Source organism: Paenibacillus sp. RC334 (assembly GCF_030034735.1).
In the GTDB taxonomy this organism is placed as follows: domain Bacteria; phylum Bacillota; class Bacilli; order Paenibacillales; family Paenibacillaceae; genus Paenibacillus; species Paenibacillus terrae_A.
The window spans coordinates 2,011,400-2,030,394 of record NZ_CP125370.1 but is presented as its reverse complement, the minus strand read 5'-3'; the positions used below and the strand labels follow the sequence as shown (position 1 = coordinate 2,030,394).

Genomic DNA, 18,995 nt, shown 5'->3' with positions numbered 1-18,995 from the left:
TGATTATACTTTGAACCTATTTTACCAAAATTAGAGGCTAAATAGATAGATTTCTCACAAATATCCATTAACATTAAATTTAAAAACTTATTTTTTGTTAAATATACTAACACAACGAAAGCGCTGTACATATCATCACAAAATCATGTTTACAACAAAAAAAGGCTTATCCGCCTAAATGAAGTACGGATAAACCTGATCTGTTCTCTAATCTTGTATCCAATCTAGCAACGAGCGTACCGTCAGTTTGCCTGGAGAAGCTGCCTCAAAAGCCGAGCTCCCTCTGCCCAGAGCCAAAAATCCCACCGTTTTAGGAATACCGGGAGCCAAATCCAGATGATTGTCGCTGAAAATGCCTTCCTGGTCCGCCGACAGCCATACATGCCTCGCCAATACATCCGAGCGAAGGTTAAAGCTGCTTCCTCCGCTTCCCTGCACCTCTGTTACTTCAATATTCGGCTGCGGCAAATGCATCTCTTTTGTGTCAGCAAAATAAACTTCACAGGAATCCACCGGTTCACCGTTTTGTATCAAACGTGCGACCAGCATATGCTCAGCAGGGTTCAGGCCCTTCAGCCATTTGTCGGCAGGCAGTATATGTACCGACCCCGCTGCATTAGCTTGCTGCTCTACCTGAATGTCCTCTTCACGGATGGCCTTACTACCCCGGATATGCAAAAGCGTCAGCCGCAGCGTGCCTTGAACAGGTTTTAGCGTATCGTTGACAATATGCAGCTCCTTATTACCCTGCTCCGTATCCGCCACGCTCAGCAACACGTCTACAAAGCTGCGCTTAGCCGTATATTGCAGCGCCTTCCAGCGACCAAAATAGTCCATACTCGACCAGGAGGCAACGGGCCAGCAATCATTCATTTGCCAATACAATGTGCCCATGCAGTAAGGTTTGCGACGCCGATGCGCCTCGATGGCCATTTTCATCGCTTCCGCCTGTAAAATCTGACTCATGGGAAGAAAAGCTTTAAAATCCTTCGGCTCCCGCATGTACCGTTCCATATATTCTTTAATCAGGCGATTGCCCGCCCCGTTCTTTTGATGGGCCAGCATTACCGCAGATTCCAGCTCCAGATCGTTCTCTTCCGCATAAGCGCGCACGGACCTGTATTCGGGAAAGGACTGAAAGCCATATTCACTCATAAAACGCCCCACATGCACATGGTAATTCTCAAAAGGCTCAGATGCGTGCCACACGCCCCAGTAATGAACATCCCCAGCCGTCGAGGACGGATGAGCATGCTGATTTCGGTCTTCAGACAGGCCGATCAGTGGAGACGAGGGCCAATATGCCGTCTGCGGGGACCAGCTGTGTACCACTTCCGGTAAAATCCGGTGAAAGAGCGTCTCATAATCAGACCACAAGCGCTCTCGCTGCGCTGGCGTATAATTCTTTTTCCAGTCCCAGCCTCCCTTCTCCTCATAATGCGCCCAAGCCGAATCAATCTCATTATTGCCGCACCATAACGCGATACATGGATGATTGCGCAGACGCTTGATGTTGTCCTCCGCTTCCTTAGCCACATTGTCCAAAAAAGCTTGATCGCCCGGGTACATACTGCACGCGAACATAAAATCCTGCCATATCAATAAACCGTATTCATCGCAAAGCTCATAAAATACGTCTTCCTCATAAATACCGCCGCCCCAGACCCGCAACATGTTCATATGAGAGGCGGCAGCGCTGGCAATCTCATGCCGATACCTTTCCCGTGTCACTTCAGGGGCAAAGCTGTCATTCGGAATATGGTTGGCTCCCTTCGCAAACACTGGAACCCCGTTCAGTTCAAAATAAAAACTCTCTCCCACCACATCCCGTTCACGCACAAGACGAATCGAACGCAAGCCCGTCTTCACCGTTTTTTCCGCGATTACAGCTCCTTCATCCCGCTCCACAAGCTCAGCTGCAAACGTATATAGATGCGGCTCTCCAAGTCCCCGGCACCACCACAGCTTTGGCTGCTCCATATACAATTCCAGATCCACCGTTTGCCTTCCCTTCAACAAACGAACAGGCTTCGACCACTCCCTGCCGTCAGCGGAAATACGCAGATCGGCTTCTCTGATCTCACCCGCATTCTCAATCTCTGCCACAGCCGTGAGTCTGGCTCCCTCTGCACTTATTTCATCCTGCCGGATAAACAAGTCCCTTACGATAAGGCCGGACCATGCCTCCACGCGCACCTCTCTCCAAATGCCACTCGTCACCAGCCTCGGTCCCCAATCCCAACCGTAATGGTAAGGAGCCTTGCGCGCGAAAACGCTTACCTTTTTGTCCGCCAAACCACCTGCTTCGGACTGATCATTCGGCGCAGGAAGAGCGTAACCTAGTTGTTCCAGCTTGGGCACATCCTCAGCTATTGGAGAACGGAACGCGATTTCCAGCCGATTCTCTCCCTGTTGAACCCATGCCTTCACATCCCGTCTCCACATCCGAAACATATTGTTGGCCGTCAAAACGGGGTGTCCATTCACTTTTACCTCCGCATACGTGTCCAAGCCCTCCAGCACCAATTCTACACACGGGCACTGAAGCTGTTCCACACTCATTTCAAAATGGGCTTCGTATATCCAGTCCTGTTTGTCAATCCATTGTACCTTCTCCTCGTTCGTTCCGATAAAAGGATCAGGAATTTTACCATGTCGTAAAAGGTCCGTATGCACACATCCCGGTACCTTCGCGCTAAGCCACTCATCACCTTGCGCTTCCCTAAACCTCCAGTTATCCAACCCTGTCACATTGAACATCGTCGCAAGCCTCCCTGTAAGGATGATTGGGAACATCTTGGCTCCTCTATAAACATAACAAAAATAACATTAAGCTAACAAATTAGTCAAATCGTTTTTTGTAAAAAAACAAATTGAAAAACAACAAAGAAAAGTCGCTCTCGCCCAAAAAAGGCTAAAAGCGACTTTTTTATCTTCCCCATGTACTGAGCTCAATCATCTACATCTGGACATCAACTATATTTGATTGTACTAATCGGGTGTTCATGATCATCATTTCCCTGACTGAGCCGCGGCGCATACCCCTCCCGTATGACTAGCTCCGCGTGCAGCAGCTTTTTCTCGACGGGCGAATCCGGGTTGGTTATACGCCATAGCAATTGATCCACCGCACGCATTCCCAGCAGCTCCTTATCCACTCTCACCGTAGCATAAATCGGCATCTGCTCGCTCGTATCGTCAAAACCAGTCACTCCACAGCGCCTTGGGACGTCAATTCCCTTTCGTTTGAGCACATCCACCACGTGCCCGGCAGTCACATCATTCACACATACAAAGATCTCCGGCAATTCATCCTCGGTCAGCTTGTCCAATTCCTCGGCGAGCTTCTGCGCTCCCATGTGGAGCAAAGCTCCGTTTTGCTTTAAGTCTATTCCTCCAAGCTCCAGTGTGGAGCGAAAAGCTTCCCAACGTTCATAGAAACTGTGAGCATCGTCGATATTTCCGACAAATTGAAAACGGGTATAGCCCCTGCACAGCACATTTCTCATGAGTTCAGACATACATGTGCGGTTATCTGTAAACACCGTATCGCTTAAAAACGCAGCATCCCAATGGTCCACCATGACGACCGGAATGCTCATCCGATAAATATTCAGCAATATAGAAGTAGAAATCGACCCCACTGTGATAATGCCCCTGATCGCTTCTGGATTCAGCAAAGAAAACATATCCTCTGTTGAAGGCTCCGTTAACGTCAGCATGTTCATTCCCTTTCCATTCAGGCGCTCAGAAATGCCTTCAAACACAGGACCCCAATACCTGGATTCTCTGTTCTGGTGCCGTATATTCGGAAATAACACCAGCACAGTTCCCGACCATTCCCCGGCATCCGTGTCCCGAGGTTCCACCCCCGTTGTCTTTGGATGATTGCGAAAATAGCCCATCTGGGCAGCCAGCTTGACCAACACTGCCCTCGTCTCCTCACTTACTCCGGGCTTGCCGGACAATGCACGCGAAACAGCGAACTTTGAAACACCGGCCGCATCCGCAATTTCCTGCAACGTTATTTTTCCACGCATCTTCTCACCCAACCCTATTCGGAATCTTTTTTTGCCTCTGCCTTTCCAATACATGGGTGTACCCATAAACTGGTATCATCGTAGCACACTTTGTTTTATATCATCAAACGATAGATTTACACAAATCCACACCATCCACCAAAATATGTTTGCATAATAAAAAAACAAACACATAACAAATCAACATAAATGACTTGACGTAGGGTTCGGTATTTCCTACAATTTACTATTGAAAGCACTTACATTATGTAAATCATACTTATAAAGGGGGATTTTGCAGATGTTCAAGATCAGGTCGGTACGACAAGGCTCCATCCTGCTCCTGGCTTTGTTGCTACTCGTCACGACGGGCTGCGCAAACGGAACAGGCGGTACGGCAGAAAAGGAAAATCCCGATGATACCAGTCCTGTTACACTTACTTTTTTTGGTGGTGACGCCAGCTCGAACTGGAATAACATGAAAGATGCAATTGGACAGGAAATTATCAAAAAAACGGGCGTGACACTGAACGGAGAACATGCCGTCAATGGCCGGAGTGAGGAAAAGTTTGCTTTGATGGCTGCCAGCGGAGAGTATCCTGACCTGGTCTATCCCAAAAGCGATGTCGGTAAGCTGGTCGATGCCGGGGCACTCATTGACTTAACCGACCTGATTGATAAATACGGCCCCAATATCAAGAAAGTGTACGGAGACTATTTTAACCGTATTAAATATAGCAATGACGACCCTGCCATCTATACCATTCCGACAAATTTGGGCGTAGATCACATCGCATTTGACGCACAAGCGGGGTTCGAAATCCAGCATCAGGCACTCGAGAAGCTCGGCTATCCGAAAATTCGCACGGTTCAGGATTTTGAAAAAGCACTCAAGGACTATGTAGCCCTATATCCCACCACTAACGGTCAGCCTACCATCCCCCTCTCCCTTGATGCCGAAGATTGGAAAATTCAAATTACCGTGACAAATCCGGCAGTTACCGCTACAGGCGGACCGGACGATGGAGAGTATTATATCGATCCCAAGACGCGTAAAGCCATTCTCCACTACAAACGCCCGGAGGAACGGGAATATTTTCGCTGGCTGAATCATATGTACAACGAAGGACTGCTGGATAAGGATACTTTTGTGCAAAAAAGCGATCAATACAAGTCCAAAATCGCCGCAGGTCGTGTGATTGGACTCATCGATCAGGAGTGGAATTATCAGGATGCCGAAAACGCGCTCAAAGCGGCGGGCAAGGATGAATTTACCTACGCGCATTTCCCGGTTACGTTAAGCGAGAAATACGAGGATCATTCCCTCCAGCCGCTTGGCTTTGATGCTGCATACGGGATCGGAATTACGACCTCGTGCAAAAATCCCGTGCGTGCCATCAAATTTCTGGATTTTCTGGCCTCCGACGAAGGACAAATTTTGCGCAACTGGGGAATCGAAGGCCAGCATTACAAAGTAGAGAATGGCAAACGGGTTATTCCGCCCGATGTGCAGCAACGTAAAAACACCGATAATTCCGCTTTTATGAGAGAGTCGGGCATCGGTTTATATTGGATATGGGGACCGCATTACGGTGACGGCATCAAGGACCCTTCCGGCAACTACTATACGACGAACTATCCCGAGATGATTACCGAAAATTACAGCCGGGCCGAAAAAAAATCCCTGCAAGCCTACAATGCTCGAACGTGGAAGGACCTGTTCCCGAACGAAAAGGATTTTCCAGTGAAAGAATGGGGCGCCGCCTACAACATGCCCGTTCCGACCAATACGAACTACAATGTCATTTATCAGAAGTCGCAGGACATTGTGCGCAAACGGATTCCCGAGGCTGTACTCGCCAAGCCCGATCAATTTGATGCTGTCTATGACCGCATGCTCCAAGAGCTGGATCAGGCGGGCGTGCCGAAGGCTGAAGAAATCTACACCGGACTGATCCAAAATCGGCTTAAGCTGTGGAACGCAGAAAAATAACGATCAAATAAGCTGAACTTAAAAGTTACTTACTGTGCCACTACGCAGTCGGATGGTGCTTCGCTTGTACAGCACCATTCCGCCTACTCCGTTTTGATGCTTATTTTTTCAAGTCAGCTTATAGTTCGAGTTTGGCTTATATGAATGAAAGCTTACAGGGGCTGACAGCCTGATGCTGTTCAGCCCTTTTACATTGAACGTTCTGTTTCATTCCATATATACATGACACGATGATGACTGTCTGTTTCCCTACACGTTCTGCGAAGATTCCGTCGTTTGCTCCGCAGCCTCATACTCACTTCGCAAAATGCCCATTTGAATGATGTCATAGTATTGGCCTTCTCTGAACAGCTTTTGCCGCAGCCGACCTTCCTCCTTGAAGCCGCAGGCCAGATAGCAGCGATATGCACGTTCATTATATGAATAGACCTCCAGCTCCAGCCGATTCAGATTCAGCGTATGAAATACAAATTTCTGTAATAGCCGGATCGCTTCACGTCCGTAGCCTTTGCCCAGGTTATCGTCGCGTCCAATCACAATGCCGAGCGTGGCATGCCGATTCATCCAGTTGATTTTAAATAAATCCAGTTGTCCAATATAGTCCAGTGTGTCTTTATGCGCAATAACAAAGCCCTTGATCTCGGAGTTACCGTCGATCATCATCTGTACGTAGGCTTCGCTATTCGTCTGAGAATGAGGATAAGTAAAAACATCGCTCAAACCGCATGTAATATCCGGGTCATTGACCCATTTTCGTATTTCCGGTATATCCTCCTGACGATACTCCCTCAATACGATGCGTTCCCCAATCATATGCGGCATAGTACATCTTCCCTTCGGTTATGTAATGGTATCTTAATATAGCATCAAACGACCCTGAATCCATAAATCCATTTCCCATCATACGTATCCCCCCTACAGTAAAAGGTAGATTTACCACAGTATCTCCTATTGACAAATCGTACATCTTCATCCCTCAAAACTCCAGTACATTTGTAAAATTCGCACGAAAAAAAAAGTTATTCTGCTTATCCCGCCCCCCGCTTGGACTTGCCCCCAATCCTTGTGCCCAACCTTTTAAAAGTGATTGACCTCACCTATATATAGATATAAAATAGAAATCGTACTCTAAATATAGTGTGCAACGCGTATTTTACACATATATCTTTAAAATACAGATATGGAAGTACCGATATAAATAGGCGTTAAAATTTTGGCGAAGCACAGCCAGCAAGGGGTTGCGAATCTTTACAGGATTTCGAGCCTTGGACAGATGCTGTTTTGCCAAATGTCAAGGAGGATGAATACAATGCTGATTGCCTATGATTCCAAGACCGGCAATGTAAAAAGATTTATCGGGAAGCTCAAGCTTCCGGCGGTCCAAATCCAGGAGCAAATGACTATAGAGGAACCATACGTACTCATTACATATACAACGGGGTTTGGACAGATACCTGAGAGGGTATCTTCCTTTTTGCAAAAAAATGCTCAAAACCTCGTGGGTGTGGCTGCCAGCGGCAACCGTAACTGGGGCGAGAGCTTTGCCAAAAGCGCGGATTTGATCTCCGACCATTATAACGTGCCTGTCATCAGTAAATTTGAATTATCCGGAACGTTCGGCGATGTAGAGCGTTTCAAACAGGAGGTGAGCCGAGTTGCGGCATATTGAACTGAACAACATGTTGATGAAACGCGATACAGATGGCTTTTTCCAATTGGAAAAGGACCAAGAGGCTGTAGACGAATTTATGAAGGAAGTCGAAGAACGGAGCTTGAAGTTTGCGGATACAGCGGCTCAAGTGCTCTACATGATTGAGAATGATTATTACGAAAATTTCTATAGTAGCTATACAGCTGACGAAATTAAGGATATTTTCCATATCACTCATAGTTATAATTTTAAATTTCCTTCCTATATGGCAGCATCCAAGTTTTATACGGATTATGCAGTGAAGAGTAATGACCGTAAGGTTTATCTGGAGCACTATCCTGACCGGGTGGCGGTCGTCGCCCTGCATTTGGGACGGGGTAACGCCGATACGGCGCGCCTGTTGTCCCGCTCGATGATGGAGCAGCGTCTCCAGCCGGCTACGCCAACCTTCCTAAATGCAGGCAAAAGCCGTCGTGGAGAACTGGTGTCCTGCTTCCTGCTCGAAATGGACGACTCCCTCAACTCGATCAACTACGTGCTAAACACTTGCATGCAGTTGTCCAAAATCGGCGGCGGTGTCGCGGTCAACCTGTCGAAACTGCGGTCACGTGGCGAAGCGATTAAAGGTGTAGAAGGCGCGGCTAAAGGAATTATGCCTGTGCTGAAACTGATGGAGGACGGCTTCTCCTACGCGGATCAGATGGGTCAACGTAAAGGCTCCGGCGCTGCATACTACAACATTTTCGGTTGGGATGTACTGGAGTTCCTGGATAGTAAAAAAATCAATGCCGACGAAAGAGTACGCCTCAAGACACTCTCCATCGGACTGATTGTTCCGAACCGCTTTTATAAGCTGGCTCAGGATAATGAGCCGCTGCATGTATTCGCTCCTTACAGTGTGTACAAGGCCTACGGTACGCATCTGGACGATATGGATCTGGATGAAATGTACGATACACTGCTTGCTGACGACCGGGTGAAGAAAAAGGTTGCGATGAGCGCGCGTGACATGTTGACCAAAATTGCCATGATCCAGCTGGAATCCGGCTATCCATACATGATGAACAAAAGTAACGCTAATCAGGCACATGCTCTTAAAAACGTGGGTCAGGTTAAAATGTCAAACCTGTGCACAGAAATTTTCCAATTACAGGAAACCTCTGAAATTGCAGATTACGGTCAACAGGATACAATTCGTCGGGATATCAGCTGTAATCTGGCTTCTCTCAACATTGTAAATGTGATGGAGCATGGGAAAATCCGCGAATCCGTTCACGAGGGGATGATTGCCCTGACCTCGGTCAGCGATATGACCCAAGTCGCGAACGCGCCGGGTGTTGCCAAGGCAAACCGTGAGATGCATTCTGTCGGTCTGGGTGTCATGAACTTGCATGGCTACCTTGCCAAGAACAAAATTGCTTATGAAAGCAACGAAGCGAAGGATTTTGTCCGTACCTTCTTTATGACGATGAACTATCACTCGCTGGAGAAAAGCATGGAGATCGCGCAAGCGGCCGGACAAAGCTTTTATGGCTTTGAGGAATCGGATTATGCGACTGGGGTGTATTTTGACCGTTATCTGAATACCGATTACCGTCCGACAACGGCACGTGTACAAGAGCTGTTCAACGGCATCTATATTCCTTCTCCAGAGGATTGGGACAAGCTGAAGGCAGACGTGCAGAAGAACGGCTTGTATCACGCGTACCGTATGGCGATTGCGCCGACGGCCAGCATTTCATATATTCAAAATGCGACGTCCAGCGTAATGCCAATCGTGGAACAAATTGAAACACGTACCTATGCGAACTCGACGACCTATTATCCAATGCCTTACTTGCAAAGAGATAATGTGTTCTTTTATAAATCCGCTTATCAAATGGATCAGTTCAAAGTGCTTGACCTGATTGCCGAAATCCAGCCTCACGTGGATCAAGGAATTTCGACAGTGCTTCATGTGAACAGTGACGTGACTACACGCCAATTGGCGCGTTGCTATCTCTATGCTGCTCACAAAGGACTCAAATCGTTGTACTACACACGTACCAAAAAGCTGTCTGTGGAAGAGTGCCTCACCTGCTCGATCTAAGACCGTATGGATAGCTTATAATTAGAAGTCCTCATATGTATGGATGCTTTTCATTAGAAGCTGTATCCAGCGTGATGTTCACCCTTTATGGGTTGGGACACGGCCTCGCGGATGCAGCTTCCGTATGTCAAGCATACGGTGATTCGCCTATGTCATTTCATTATGACTCTAGGAAATCTCGGAAGCTGAAGGGAGAATGCTAAACAATGACAGGTATACAAGCTGTAAACTGGAATCGCTCGGACGATGATTTCACACTGATGTTCTGGAATCAGAACATTATGCAATTTTGGACGGATGATGAAATTCCGCTGTCCGACGATAAAATGAGCTGGGTAACCCTCAGTGATATTGAAAAAGAAGCCTACATGAAAGTATTAGGCGGCTTGACGTTGCTTGACACGATTCAAGGCGGCGTGGGTATGCCGCAAATTATGGAGCATGTGGATGGGCTGCAACGCAAAGCTGTACTGAGCTTTATGGCGATGATGGAGCAAATTCATGCGAAGTCGTACAGCAGTATTTTTACAACCCTGGCTTCTACGGAAGAGATTGATAATATATTCCGTTGGGTAGAGGAAAATCCGCATCTCCAGACCAAGGCGGAAACCATTCGTCAGTATTATATGAATATTCATACGCCAAAAGACTTGTATCTCGCTATGGCAGCGTCAGTGCTGTTAGAAAGCTATTTATTTTATAGCGGCTTCTTCTATCCTCTCTATCTGGCGGGTCAGGGCAAGATGACATGCAGCGGAGAAATTATCGACCTGATTTTGCGGGACGAAAGTATTCACGGTGTTTATGTAGGTGTGCTGGCACAGGAGATTTATGCAGAGCTGGACGAGGAAGAGCAACGCGATCTGTACCAGACGCTGGTAGGGTTGCTGCGCTACTTGCACAATAACGAGGAACAATACACCGAGCAAATTTATGCTCCTATCGGGCTTGTGGACGATGTCAAAGTCTTCTTGCGCTACAACGCCAATAAGGCCATGATGAACCTGGGCTTTGATCCATTATTTGAGGAAGAAGAAGTCAATCCGATTGTGTTCAACGGCATCAGCACCCACACCAAGCAGCATGATTTCTTTTCTAAAAAAGGAAACGGCTACGTGCGTGCAATGAATGTGGAGCCGCTGACTGATGATGATTTTAATTTTGGAGTGTAGGTAATAGGTATATGTGAAAATAGTTTGTTTAGGTGATGCTGAGGAAGACCACTCCGCAAGTGGATAGTTCTTCCGATCGCTGTTGTCAGGGGATTCTTTTGGATTAGAATTTAAGGTTAGAGTCCCCCGGCAAAGGCGAACGCTTCGCTTCTCCAGAATCCATCCACTCGCTGTTATAGTCATCTCTGCATACTGAGTCACATATCTTTGTATATTTGTAATACTTCCAAAAGAAAACCCTCATTATACCCTGTTTTTTGATGGAGTCGATCACACCATGCTTTAATATCCTTTATCTCAGGTTCATTTATAATTCCAGCCGTCGTACTCAGAAAACTCGACCAGTTATAAAACTCCCAATGTGCAATTTCGGATAAATACGAAACTCTACATTCTAGCAAAGGCGACTTTTTTATCGTGTTCTGAGAAATTTCCGCCGCCTTCCAAAATGTCGAGAATTCCAATGGTGCAAGATCGAACTTCTGACGACTCATTTTACCATTAGGTCTGTGATATAAGATTGTAACGGCATCCTGATGCGGTTGAACCTCAATTTCTGCTGCTGGAAAAAATCCTGTTAATCTCTCTGATGTAAAGCTTGGATGATCTGCATCTACTAATACTGGAATCAACCATTGGTCTCCCAAATCGCATAAATAACGTCTGCCATCTTCATTTTTAGCTATTACAGCGACGTGTGCCTCTGTTGTCCCCAAATCATGGCCGATAGGATAAGCTTCAATTCCTTCTTTTTCAAACTCGTGCAGCAGCCATATCGCTAAGTCAAAACAATTACCTGTAATCCCATACCGCTCATGGTGCTCCTTCATTAAAGACACATCTCTCTGTTTCTTTCCGTCCGTTTTCCTATAAAACCAAGCCTTCGTTAACGTCTCCATCGGAAAGGTATTAAACTTTTCCCATATAGACAAAATCTCGTTAGGGACTAACATCGTCAACCTCCTCAGGTCTCTCCATTTTGATCATCAAAGATCAGTTACACACATATTACCCTGTGCTTGTAAAAACTGATAAGGCCACCCATACTATAAGTGCATATTTGATTTTCAAATAAAAGCATAGTGCTATGATTGATAAGGAGGCCCAATGAATGGAACTTATTCACGTCATTAATGAGGCATTTCAGGCGGCACAATCAGGGGATGCTCTACGGTTAAAGGAGTTGCTGGAATCCTACCCAAGCCTGACCGACACTGAAAATAGCGATGGACTTACACTATTGGGATTTGCAGCACATTACGGTCATGCTGATGCCGTGCAGGTCCTTCTGGATCATGGAGCGGGCATTAATGCAATCTCTCACTCCAAAGTTTCTTTCATCCTTTCCAACACCGCCCTTCATGCTGCAATTGTCGGAGAGAGAAATACGGATGTAATCCGTCTCCTTTTGTCCCACCAAGCCCGGACCCACATCCAGGATAGCGATGGTCATACTTGCCTGCATACCGCTGCATATCATGATAATCAACCGGAAATCATTCGTCTGTTAATGGAGCACGGCGCTGATGTAAATGCCAAGGGAACCGATGGAGAAACCGCACTGTCTCTTGCTGTTCAGCAAGGCCACCAGAACGTTGCAGAATACCTTCGCCAGCATGGAGCAACCTCTTGAACGAGGATTCATGCATAAAACAAAACGGCCAGATCACCAAGGTAGCGAAATCGGGCCGTTTTCCATTGTTTAAGACCGAGCCTCCGTGAAAATTTGAAAGGTGATACCAAACTTGTCCGTTACATTCCCATAAGCAGGACTAAAATGGGTTTCTTGCAAGGCCATCCCCACCTGTCCTCCTTGCTGTAGAGCGTCAAACATTTTTTGGGATTGCTCCACACTGTCGGTTGTAATACAGATGCTCACCTGATTCCCGCTGCTGAACGGCGAGCCAGGAAAGGTGTCGGAAAACATAAGCTCTGTCTCACCAACTTTGAGGGTGGCATGTCCCACACGTTCCTTGACCTCTGCGGGAATGGGAAAATCAGGGTTTTCAGGCATTTCACCGAAGGTTTGGATAAAAAGCAGTTGGGCATCCAATGCCTTTTCATAAAATTCGATTGCTTCTTTTGCATTTCCATCCATCGTGATGTAAGGAATCAAACGTTTTGACATTTTCAACACAACTCCTTCATTTTTAAAGCTATCCTGTCATTTCTCCTGTATTATATGCAAAAAGTGTTAAGATAAACAGAGTTGTTTGTTATCTTTCTTCTACCGATATGCCAAGCTGCTCCAGTTCTTTCATCGCTTCCGTCAGGTCGCGCTGAGGATGCAGCGTAGAGATCATCTGTGCATGAATCGGAACACCATTGAAAATCCGGCTTACAATCTCCAGAGAAATCGGCAGGTCATAGTAACTTTCAGCCCATTTCTGATATTCCTCCGGTGTATCTATAATTTTCCCCAGCAAAAAGGATGAGCCATCATCATACGCCTCAGGAATGTTCACGTTGCCCATACGCCATGCCGTATCTCCAGCTTCCCTCCACATACAAAAGGTAACGTCCTCCTTTTCCAGCGCCGATAACAGCATCATTCGTTCTTTTAAACCATCCGGCGTTACTTGTGTATCCAGCATCATATTTTTCATCCTTCCTAAGCTTCGCCTGCTGAATCACCTGCCGAATGAAGGACCCTTTGGCCTCGGTATACGCTTGACGATCATATTTGAACTGCTGCGCCAAATCTTCTACCCCAACCATAATATCAATAATCGCCTTGGCTCCAAGGCCAGAAACGGATGTGCTCCCAATATGCTCTATGCCCATACTTATATCTCCGAGAGTCTCTGCGATTTTTGTCCGCTCACACGCACTCTTTTACCCACTGCGGGTCATATTGCGATATCTCCACATGCGAGGACATCACGAACACGCCTCCCTTCATTGGTAGCAAAAAAAGGTATACCGAATATTCATAGAATGTTCCCTCTTAGTATATCATTTTCAAAATCACTTTTTTCCATAATTATGGTACATTAAATCGGAAGTAACTTGTGAACGAGCAGACAGAATGTCTGTTTCTTTTACAAATGAATCAATTGTCTACTAAAGTGTAAAAAAGCCTTCTGACCGCGTTAGACGCAAATCAGAAGGCTTTCTTACATTTTATCAGTCTCACTCGATAACAAAACAAAGCATACTAACCACTCTATTGCGGCTTCTCAATCACAATCAGACAGGTGCTATCTGGCAGAGAAACAGGCTGACCCTGCTCATCGGTCAATTCAATACGCCCGGCAAGCGCTTCCGCATATCCCTCCTGCAAATAGTGACGGCTCTCCCGGATTATAGCCTGCGATCCAAGCGTGCGACGAATACACTCTTCATACTGTGAAGGGGTAAAATACCCAAACTGCTCCTGCACTTCATGCACATAGGCTTCCGCTCCCCACGTGTAGGTGTACAGAAATTCCATCGCATCGTTCACAGGCAAGATTGCCTCATGCTCACTCACACGCTCAACTTCAATGTGGCGACCTGCAAAATCTTCGGCATATCGCAGCAACCATTCCATTCCGTCCGGCTCCAGGAATCGGATTCGTCTACGCTGTTCTGCTGGTTCAGTCATAATGCCGTCACGGATAATGATACGTCCGCCCGGTGCCAGCACATGATAGGCGCTTTGCAAAGCAGCCTCCACCGTATGCAGATTGAACCGGGCTCCATCCCGTTCAATGTAAGAATACAGCTCGTGGAGAATGGAAGAAAAAATAACCGTATCCATGCTCCCCGGCTCTATAAATTCCTCCAGTTGGAGAGCATCTCCTTTAATCACATTCCAACGGTGGCCCTCCAATTGCTTTTTACGTTTGAGCGCCTCAATAACATTCACAGAAATATCAAGTCCCAACGGCTTCGCGTCCGGTATCTCCTGTTCAATCAGGTCCAGCAGCACACCCCCGCCCGGTCCGATATCTAGTACACGAGTTCCCGTCACGTAATCTAGAATGACCTTTTTGTAATCTACGGTTTGGTTCATATCCGTAAGGTATGTTTCCTCATTATGAAAACGATCATAAGCATCACGGCGCAAACCGAACAGGTCAAACAGTAGTAATATAGCTTTGTCATACAAAGGCGTTTTTTCCGCCTCGATGCAAAAGTCGATCAGCTTCTCAGCCGCAGATGAAAAATGAAAATTGAAAAATACGGTACTCGGCAGTTCCTCTTTATGCTCCACAATCACATTCAAATGAGGATTATGCTTCCGTTTTCCTTTCAAGATATCCTGCCAGGATAGCGCGTGTAAATATTTTTCAATCATCCGTTTTTTATAAACGTTAATTTTCTTGATGCCGCGATAGTCATAATGCATGGTGTTCATGAGCGATTCAAAGCTGATATGACGCACCGTTGCAGGCAATTCCTGTCCCGTACCATCCCGTAACGTGAGCAAAAACACCTTCACCAGCTCCTGAAGCGAAAAATCCTGTAAAGCCGACTCCACATACCAAAGCGTCCGATTCTCCAACGGAGCCAGCGCCTTATCTACATTCAACTCGCGCTCCAGCTCGGCGTAGGCCTGCTCGAAGGGCTCCCCTTCATGAATAGAAACCGACCGTAATCTCTCCAGTCGTTCCTTTACACTCCAGGCCACAGGCGCGTTATCCCATGCGATCCAGCCAATCAGTTGCTCCACTTCACTCCGTACCTGCTCCCATAATGCAGGGTCTACCCCGGCGATAATGCACTCGTTCAGCGCCCGCAAGGCAAGCTCCAGTTCCTCGTGGCTTAACCAGCCCTTACGGGTCATTTCCAGCAGCGCCCGATTTTCCGCAAAAGGAATTTCACCCCGTATATACTGTCCGATTAATCCATGCGTCTCAATCAGAATCCGAGTCATAGTATTGCGGGGAAACACCGGTTTCTCCGCTTGAGCCTGTCTGACGTACAGTTGGGCGGAACCGATATTATGCACAAATAAATTGATGCCCTCCTGCTGCCAGCGCAGCCGTTCGCGAACTGTGCCTCCTTTGGCCGTCTCAGACCAAACCAGCACGTCTTCTAGCAGCTCCTTAATCCAGAAAGACAGCGGAAGCCCGTCCAAAATATGCAACGTATGCTCCACATAATCCAGTACGGGATTAGCATCCTTTAACTCCCCTATGGAGTGGATGCGTTCCAGATTCACAATACGCTCCTCAGCCGAAACGAGTAGTTTCAGCCAAGTCGGCGTATCCCAGGCCAGATCATTTTCTTTCCGATAATTAGCAATGGCTTTTAATGATTGCAGCATTTTTCTCACCTCGTGTGATTCGGATTCGGTATGCACATGAGACTTTGGAAAAAAACTTTAGGATAAAAAATTCTTGTATAAACTACACTTTACCATACATTTGCAGCTTCCATCCCGTGGAAAATATTAAACATTTTTATCAAATCAGATGCTTGGCATACCTTTCTCCTACAAAACAAATGGCCGTAACTCCAACATAAGGAATTACGGCCAGCCTGCTTACTTCCATATACAGTTTAAAAAAATCACCCTTGCTTTCCCGAAATAAAAAAATATCCCCCGGCCTAAAGCTCAGGGGATATCTTATTCCTCTTGTTATGCGTAGTAAATTATAATTCCTACTCTATTTAGAAAGCTACAGTATTGCTGTGCAACACATGAACCATCTACAACATTCGTATCGCTTATTTACCAGCAGGAACTCCATCCGGTACAGGAATGCCAAAATCAGGCGTCCCGTCCTCATGCCAGTTCAACGGCTGAACACGTGTATGGCGATTCGGGTCATACAACGGGTCACCCGTAATCTCCTTGTAATTCCGTGCATGATACACGATGACGTCATTACCGTCAGCCCCAACCGTAAAGCTGTTATGACCGGGTCCAAATTGGCCCGTTTCCTCATTCGTGCAGAATACCGGCTCAGGCGATTTCGTCCATGATTTCGGGTCGAGCAAGTCTGCATTCTCGTCCGCTGTCAGCAGCCCCATGCAATAATTATAGTCTGTGGCGCTGGCTGAATAGCTGATAAAGATTCGTCCGTTTCGTTTCAGAACTGCCGCTCCTTCATTCACCTTAAAACCGATGACTTCCCAATCATATTCAGGGGTAGTGATCATCACCTGCTCACCGCGTAGCGTCCACGGATTGCTCATTTCAGAAATGTACAGATTGGAATTACCGACGATGTCCGGGTCCTTCTGGGCCCACACATAATACAGAACTCCATGATGCTGGAAGGTTGTGGCATCCAGCGCGAACGTTTCCCAACGGGTTTTAATCTGCCCCTTTTCCACCCATTCTCCTTCCAGAGGGTTAGCTGAATCATTTTCCAGCACGAACATCCGGTGGTCGAACAAACCTTCCTTCGTTTCTGTGGTGCGAGCTGCTGCAAAATAAATGTACCATTTGCCATCAATAAAATGAATTTCCGGTGCCCAAATGTTGGCGCTTAACGGGCCTGTTTCATATTTGTGCCACACGGCAACAGGCTCTGCTGTATTCAAGCCCTGAATGGTATGTGCCCGCCGAACCTCAATGCGGTCATACTCCGGGACAGATCCGGTAAAGTAATAGTATCCGTCACTATGCTTGTAAATCCAAGGGTCTGCCCGTTGCTCAATGACCGGATTAATAAAAGATACAGATTGATTCATGGTTCTTCTCTCCTCTATGTGTAGTATGTAAGTTCATACAATTAACCGCCGATACGCTTACCCCAAATGGAAACTCCCTTGTCGTCCATACCCGTAAAAATTAAAGTTTGGCGACCCAGCTCCCAGTCCCATGAAGGAAGCAATAGCAGTTGTTCCTTGGTCCTTTCGGATGTATCGCTCCAATCCAGTGTTAAAGTACGCTTGCCGTCAAAGCTCCACTGGCCTTCAAGCGTTCCGCTGATTGCCCGACCTCCATCTTCCAGCCGAAGCGGTTCAGCTTCCACTTGACCGTCCACTTCCTGCTTCATCACGATGCGTTCCCAACTGCCGGGTAATAATCTTTTAGGTATATCCTGCTCCTGCTCGCCCGCATACCGTTCCGGCGATACGACAGGCCAGCCCTCAACGGTCCATAATATTTTGCGTACATGCAGATACGGCCAGCTCTTATCCGTTTCTCCCCGTGCATGATGCACGATATAATAATCCTCTCCGTCCTTCAGAACGGAATTGTGACCTGGCGCAACCCAGCCTTCTCCTTCGCTGAACCGATAACCACCCAATACCTTGTTCCCGATCTCATATTGGGGCAAGTAGCTGGTATCTGCCATATCATGTCCATTGATATCCACATACGGCCCTGTGATCGAATCCGAGCGGGCAACGCGTACATTGTAGTCCTCGAACAAAGAATCATATGAGACAAACAAGTAATATTTGCGGAATGCGGGATTGTACACAATGTACGGCCCTTCCACAGCACCGTCCTCTGTTGCCCGATCTCTGGCGGCAATATTTTTGCCGTAGCCGGACTCCTTCAGCTTTCCAGTCTGGGGATCAAGTGGCGTAATATAAATGCCTCCAAAAAACGAGCCGTACACCATCCACGGATTCCCCTCCGCATCCAGCACCGGATTGGCATCAATCGCATTCAGCTTATCATGCTCCTTCGTTTTAACGACCAGCCCTTCATCCTTCCACGGGCCTTCCGGCGAGCTGGATGTCTGCAATCCGATTGCTGACCGTGTGCTACCGAAGGTGGAGGCTGAATAATACATCCGATAGGCATCACCCATTTTAATAACGTCCGGTGCCCACAGATTGGTTGCTGATGACCATGCCCCCGCTTCCTTTGGAATGCCGGGCAGTGCATACTGCACCCAGTTCCAGTGAATCAGGTCGGTCGATTTACGTACCATGACCCCCGGTCTCAGCTCTCCACCTGCCTTTACATCCGTGGAATATACATAATAGCCCTGATCTGTTTTGATAATCGCAGGATCATGCGCATTATTAATCGTCCAGCGCTGCTCATCATTTATCGTACTTTGATCATACAAGTGATCGGGAGGCGGAGCCTGCGGATACACAGGGTCCGGGGTATTATCCCCACAGCCGGATAGGCCCAGCATAAGCAGCATCACCATAACTGTTATTCTCC

At 47.0% G+C, this 18,995-nt stretch carries 15 protein-coding genes; 5 read left to right on the top strand and 10 right to left on the bottom strand.

The features are described from left to right. Window positions 1–207: 207 nt before the first annotated feature. Both QMK20_RS09605 and QMK20_RS09600 read right to left on the bottom strand, forming a co-directional pair. Window positions 208–2,760 (bottom strand): beta-mannosidase, encoded by a 2,553-nt coding sequence (locus tag QMK20_RS09605; protein WP_283655532.1) that lies wholly within the window; start codon window positions 2,758–2,760, stop codon window positions 208–210. A gap of 212 nt (window positions 2,761–2,972) precedes the next feature. Then, the gene (locus tag QMK20_RS09600) at window positions 2,973–4,040 is read right to left on the bottom strand and encodes a LacI family DNA-binding transcriptional regulator (protein ID WP_283655531.1); all 1,068 of its coding nucleotides are present in this window, start codon (window positions 4,038–4,040) and stop codon (window positions 2,973–2,975) included. 280 nt (window positions 4,041–4,320) lie between these two features. Here QMK20_RS09600 and QMK20_RS09595 point away from each other — a divergent pair, with 280 nt between their 5' ends. After that, window positions 4,321–6,012, top strand: coding sequence for an ABC transporter substrate-binding protein (locus QMK20_RS09595; RefSeq protein ID WP_283655530.1), 1,692 nt, complete (start codon window positions 4,321–4,323; stop codon window positions 6,010–6,012). 249 nt (window positions 6,013–6,261) lie between these two features. Here the strand turns inward: QMK20_RS09595 and QMK20_RS09590 are convergent, their stop codons facing one another. Then, entirely contained in the window at window positions 6,262–6,834 is a 573-nt protein-coding gene (locus tag QMK20_RS09590; RefSeq protein ID WP_283655529.1) for a GNAT family N-acetyltransferase, read from the bottom strand. Between the two features lie 487 nt (window positions 6,835–7,321). Here QMK20_RS09590 and nrdI point away from each other — a divergent pair, with 487 nt between their 5' ends. The 3 genes from nrdI (at window position 7,322) to nrdF (ending at window position 10,924) form a co-directional block, all read left to right on the top strand. After that, the gene (nrdI, locus tag QMK20_RS09585; RefSeq protein WP_044646968.1) at window positions 7,322–7,681 is read left to right on the top strand and encodes a class Ib ribonucleoside-diphosphate reductase assembly flavoprotein NrdI; all 360 of its coding nucleotides are present in this window, start codon (window positions 7,322–7,324) and stop codon (window positions 7,679–7,681) included. Continuing rightward, entirely contained in the window at window positions 7,668–9,752 is a 2,085-nt protein-coding gene (gene nrdE / locus QMK20_RS09580) for a class 1b ribonucleoside-diphosphate reductase subunit alpha (protein ID WP_283655528.1), read from the top strand. The genes nrdI and nrdE overlap by 14 nt, the downstream gene beginning before the upstream one ends. 206 nt (window positions 9,753–9,958) lie before the next feature. After that, complete coding sequence (gene nrdF, locus QMK20_RS09575; protein ID WP_044646970.1) at window positions 9,959–10,924, top strand: class 1b ribonucleoside-diphosphate reductase subunit beta; 966 nt, start codon at window positions 9,959–9,961, stop codon at window positions 10,922–10,924. Window positions 10,925–11,121: 197 nt separating this feature from the next. On the opposite strand, the gene QMK20_RS09570 is transcribed toward nrdF, so the two are convergent. After that, entirely contained in the window at window positions 11,122–11,877 is a 756-nt protein-coding gene (locus tag QMK20_RS09570) for a hypothetical protein (RefSeq protein WP_283655527.1), read from the bottom strand. Between the two features lie 158 nt (window positions 11,878–12,035). Here QMK20_RS09570 and QMK20_RS09565 point away from each other — a divergent pair, with 158 nt between their 5' ends. Next, entirely contained in the window at window positions 12,036–12,557 is a 522-nt protein-coding gene (locus QMK20_RS09565; protein ID WP_283655526.1) for an ankyrin repeat domain-containing protein, read from the top strand. A gap of 69 nt (window positions 12,558–12,626) precedes the next feature. Here the strand turns inward: QMK20_RS09565 and QMK20_RS09560 are convergent, their stop codons facing one another. The 6 genes from QMK20_RS09560 to QMK20_RS09535 all read right to left on the bottom strand — a co-directional run bounded on the left by QMK20_RS09560 (window position 12,627) and on the right by QMK20_RS09535 (window position 18,981). Beyond that, window positions 12,627–13,052 carry a VOC family protein gene (locus QMK20_RS09560; RefSeq protein WP_283655525.1) on the bottom strand — a complete coding sequence of 142 codons (426 nt, stop codon included), beginning with the start codon at window positions 13,050–13,052 and terminating at the stop codon, window positions 12,627–12,629. Window positions 13,053–13,140: 88 nt separating this feature from the next. Further along, window positions 13,141–13,398 (bottom strand): hypothetical protein, encoded by a 258-nt coding sequence (locus QMK20_RS09555; protein WP_283655524.1) that lies wholly within the window; start codon window positions 13,396–13,398, stop codon window positions 13,141–13,143. Continuing rightward, window positions 13,376–13,708, bottom strand: a complete 333-nt coding sequence (locus QMK20_RS09550) for a GrpB family protein (protein WP_283655523.1) — start codon at window positions 13,706–13,708, stop codon at window positions 13,376–13,378. Before QMK20_RS09550 ends, QMK20_RS09555 begins: the two co-directional genes overlap by 23 nt. A gap of 382 nt (window positions 13,709–14,090) precedes the next feature. Next, on the bottom strand, window positions 14,091–16,178 hold the full coding sequence (locus QMK20_RS09545) for a class I SAM-dependent methyltransferase (RefSeq protein ID WP_283655522.1): 2,088 nt from the start codon (window positions 16,176–16,178) through the stop codon (window positions 14,091–14,093). 404 nt (window positions 16,179–16,582) lie between these two features. Further along, complete coding sequence (locus QMK20_RS09540) at window positions 16,583–17,554, bottom strand: glycoside hydrolase family 43 protein (RefSeq protein WP_283655521.1); 972 nt, start codon at window positions 17,552–17,554, stop codon at window positions 16,583–16,585. 41 nt (window positions 17,555–17,595) lie between these two features. After that, a complete protein-coding gene (locus QMK20_RS09535; protein WP_283655520.1) occupies window positions 17,596–18,981 on the bottom strand; it encodes an arabinan endo-1,5-alpha-L-arabinosidase in 1,386 nt (461 codons plus the stop codon). Between the last annotated feature and the right edge of the window lie 14 nt (window positions 18,982–18,995).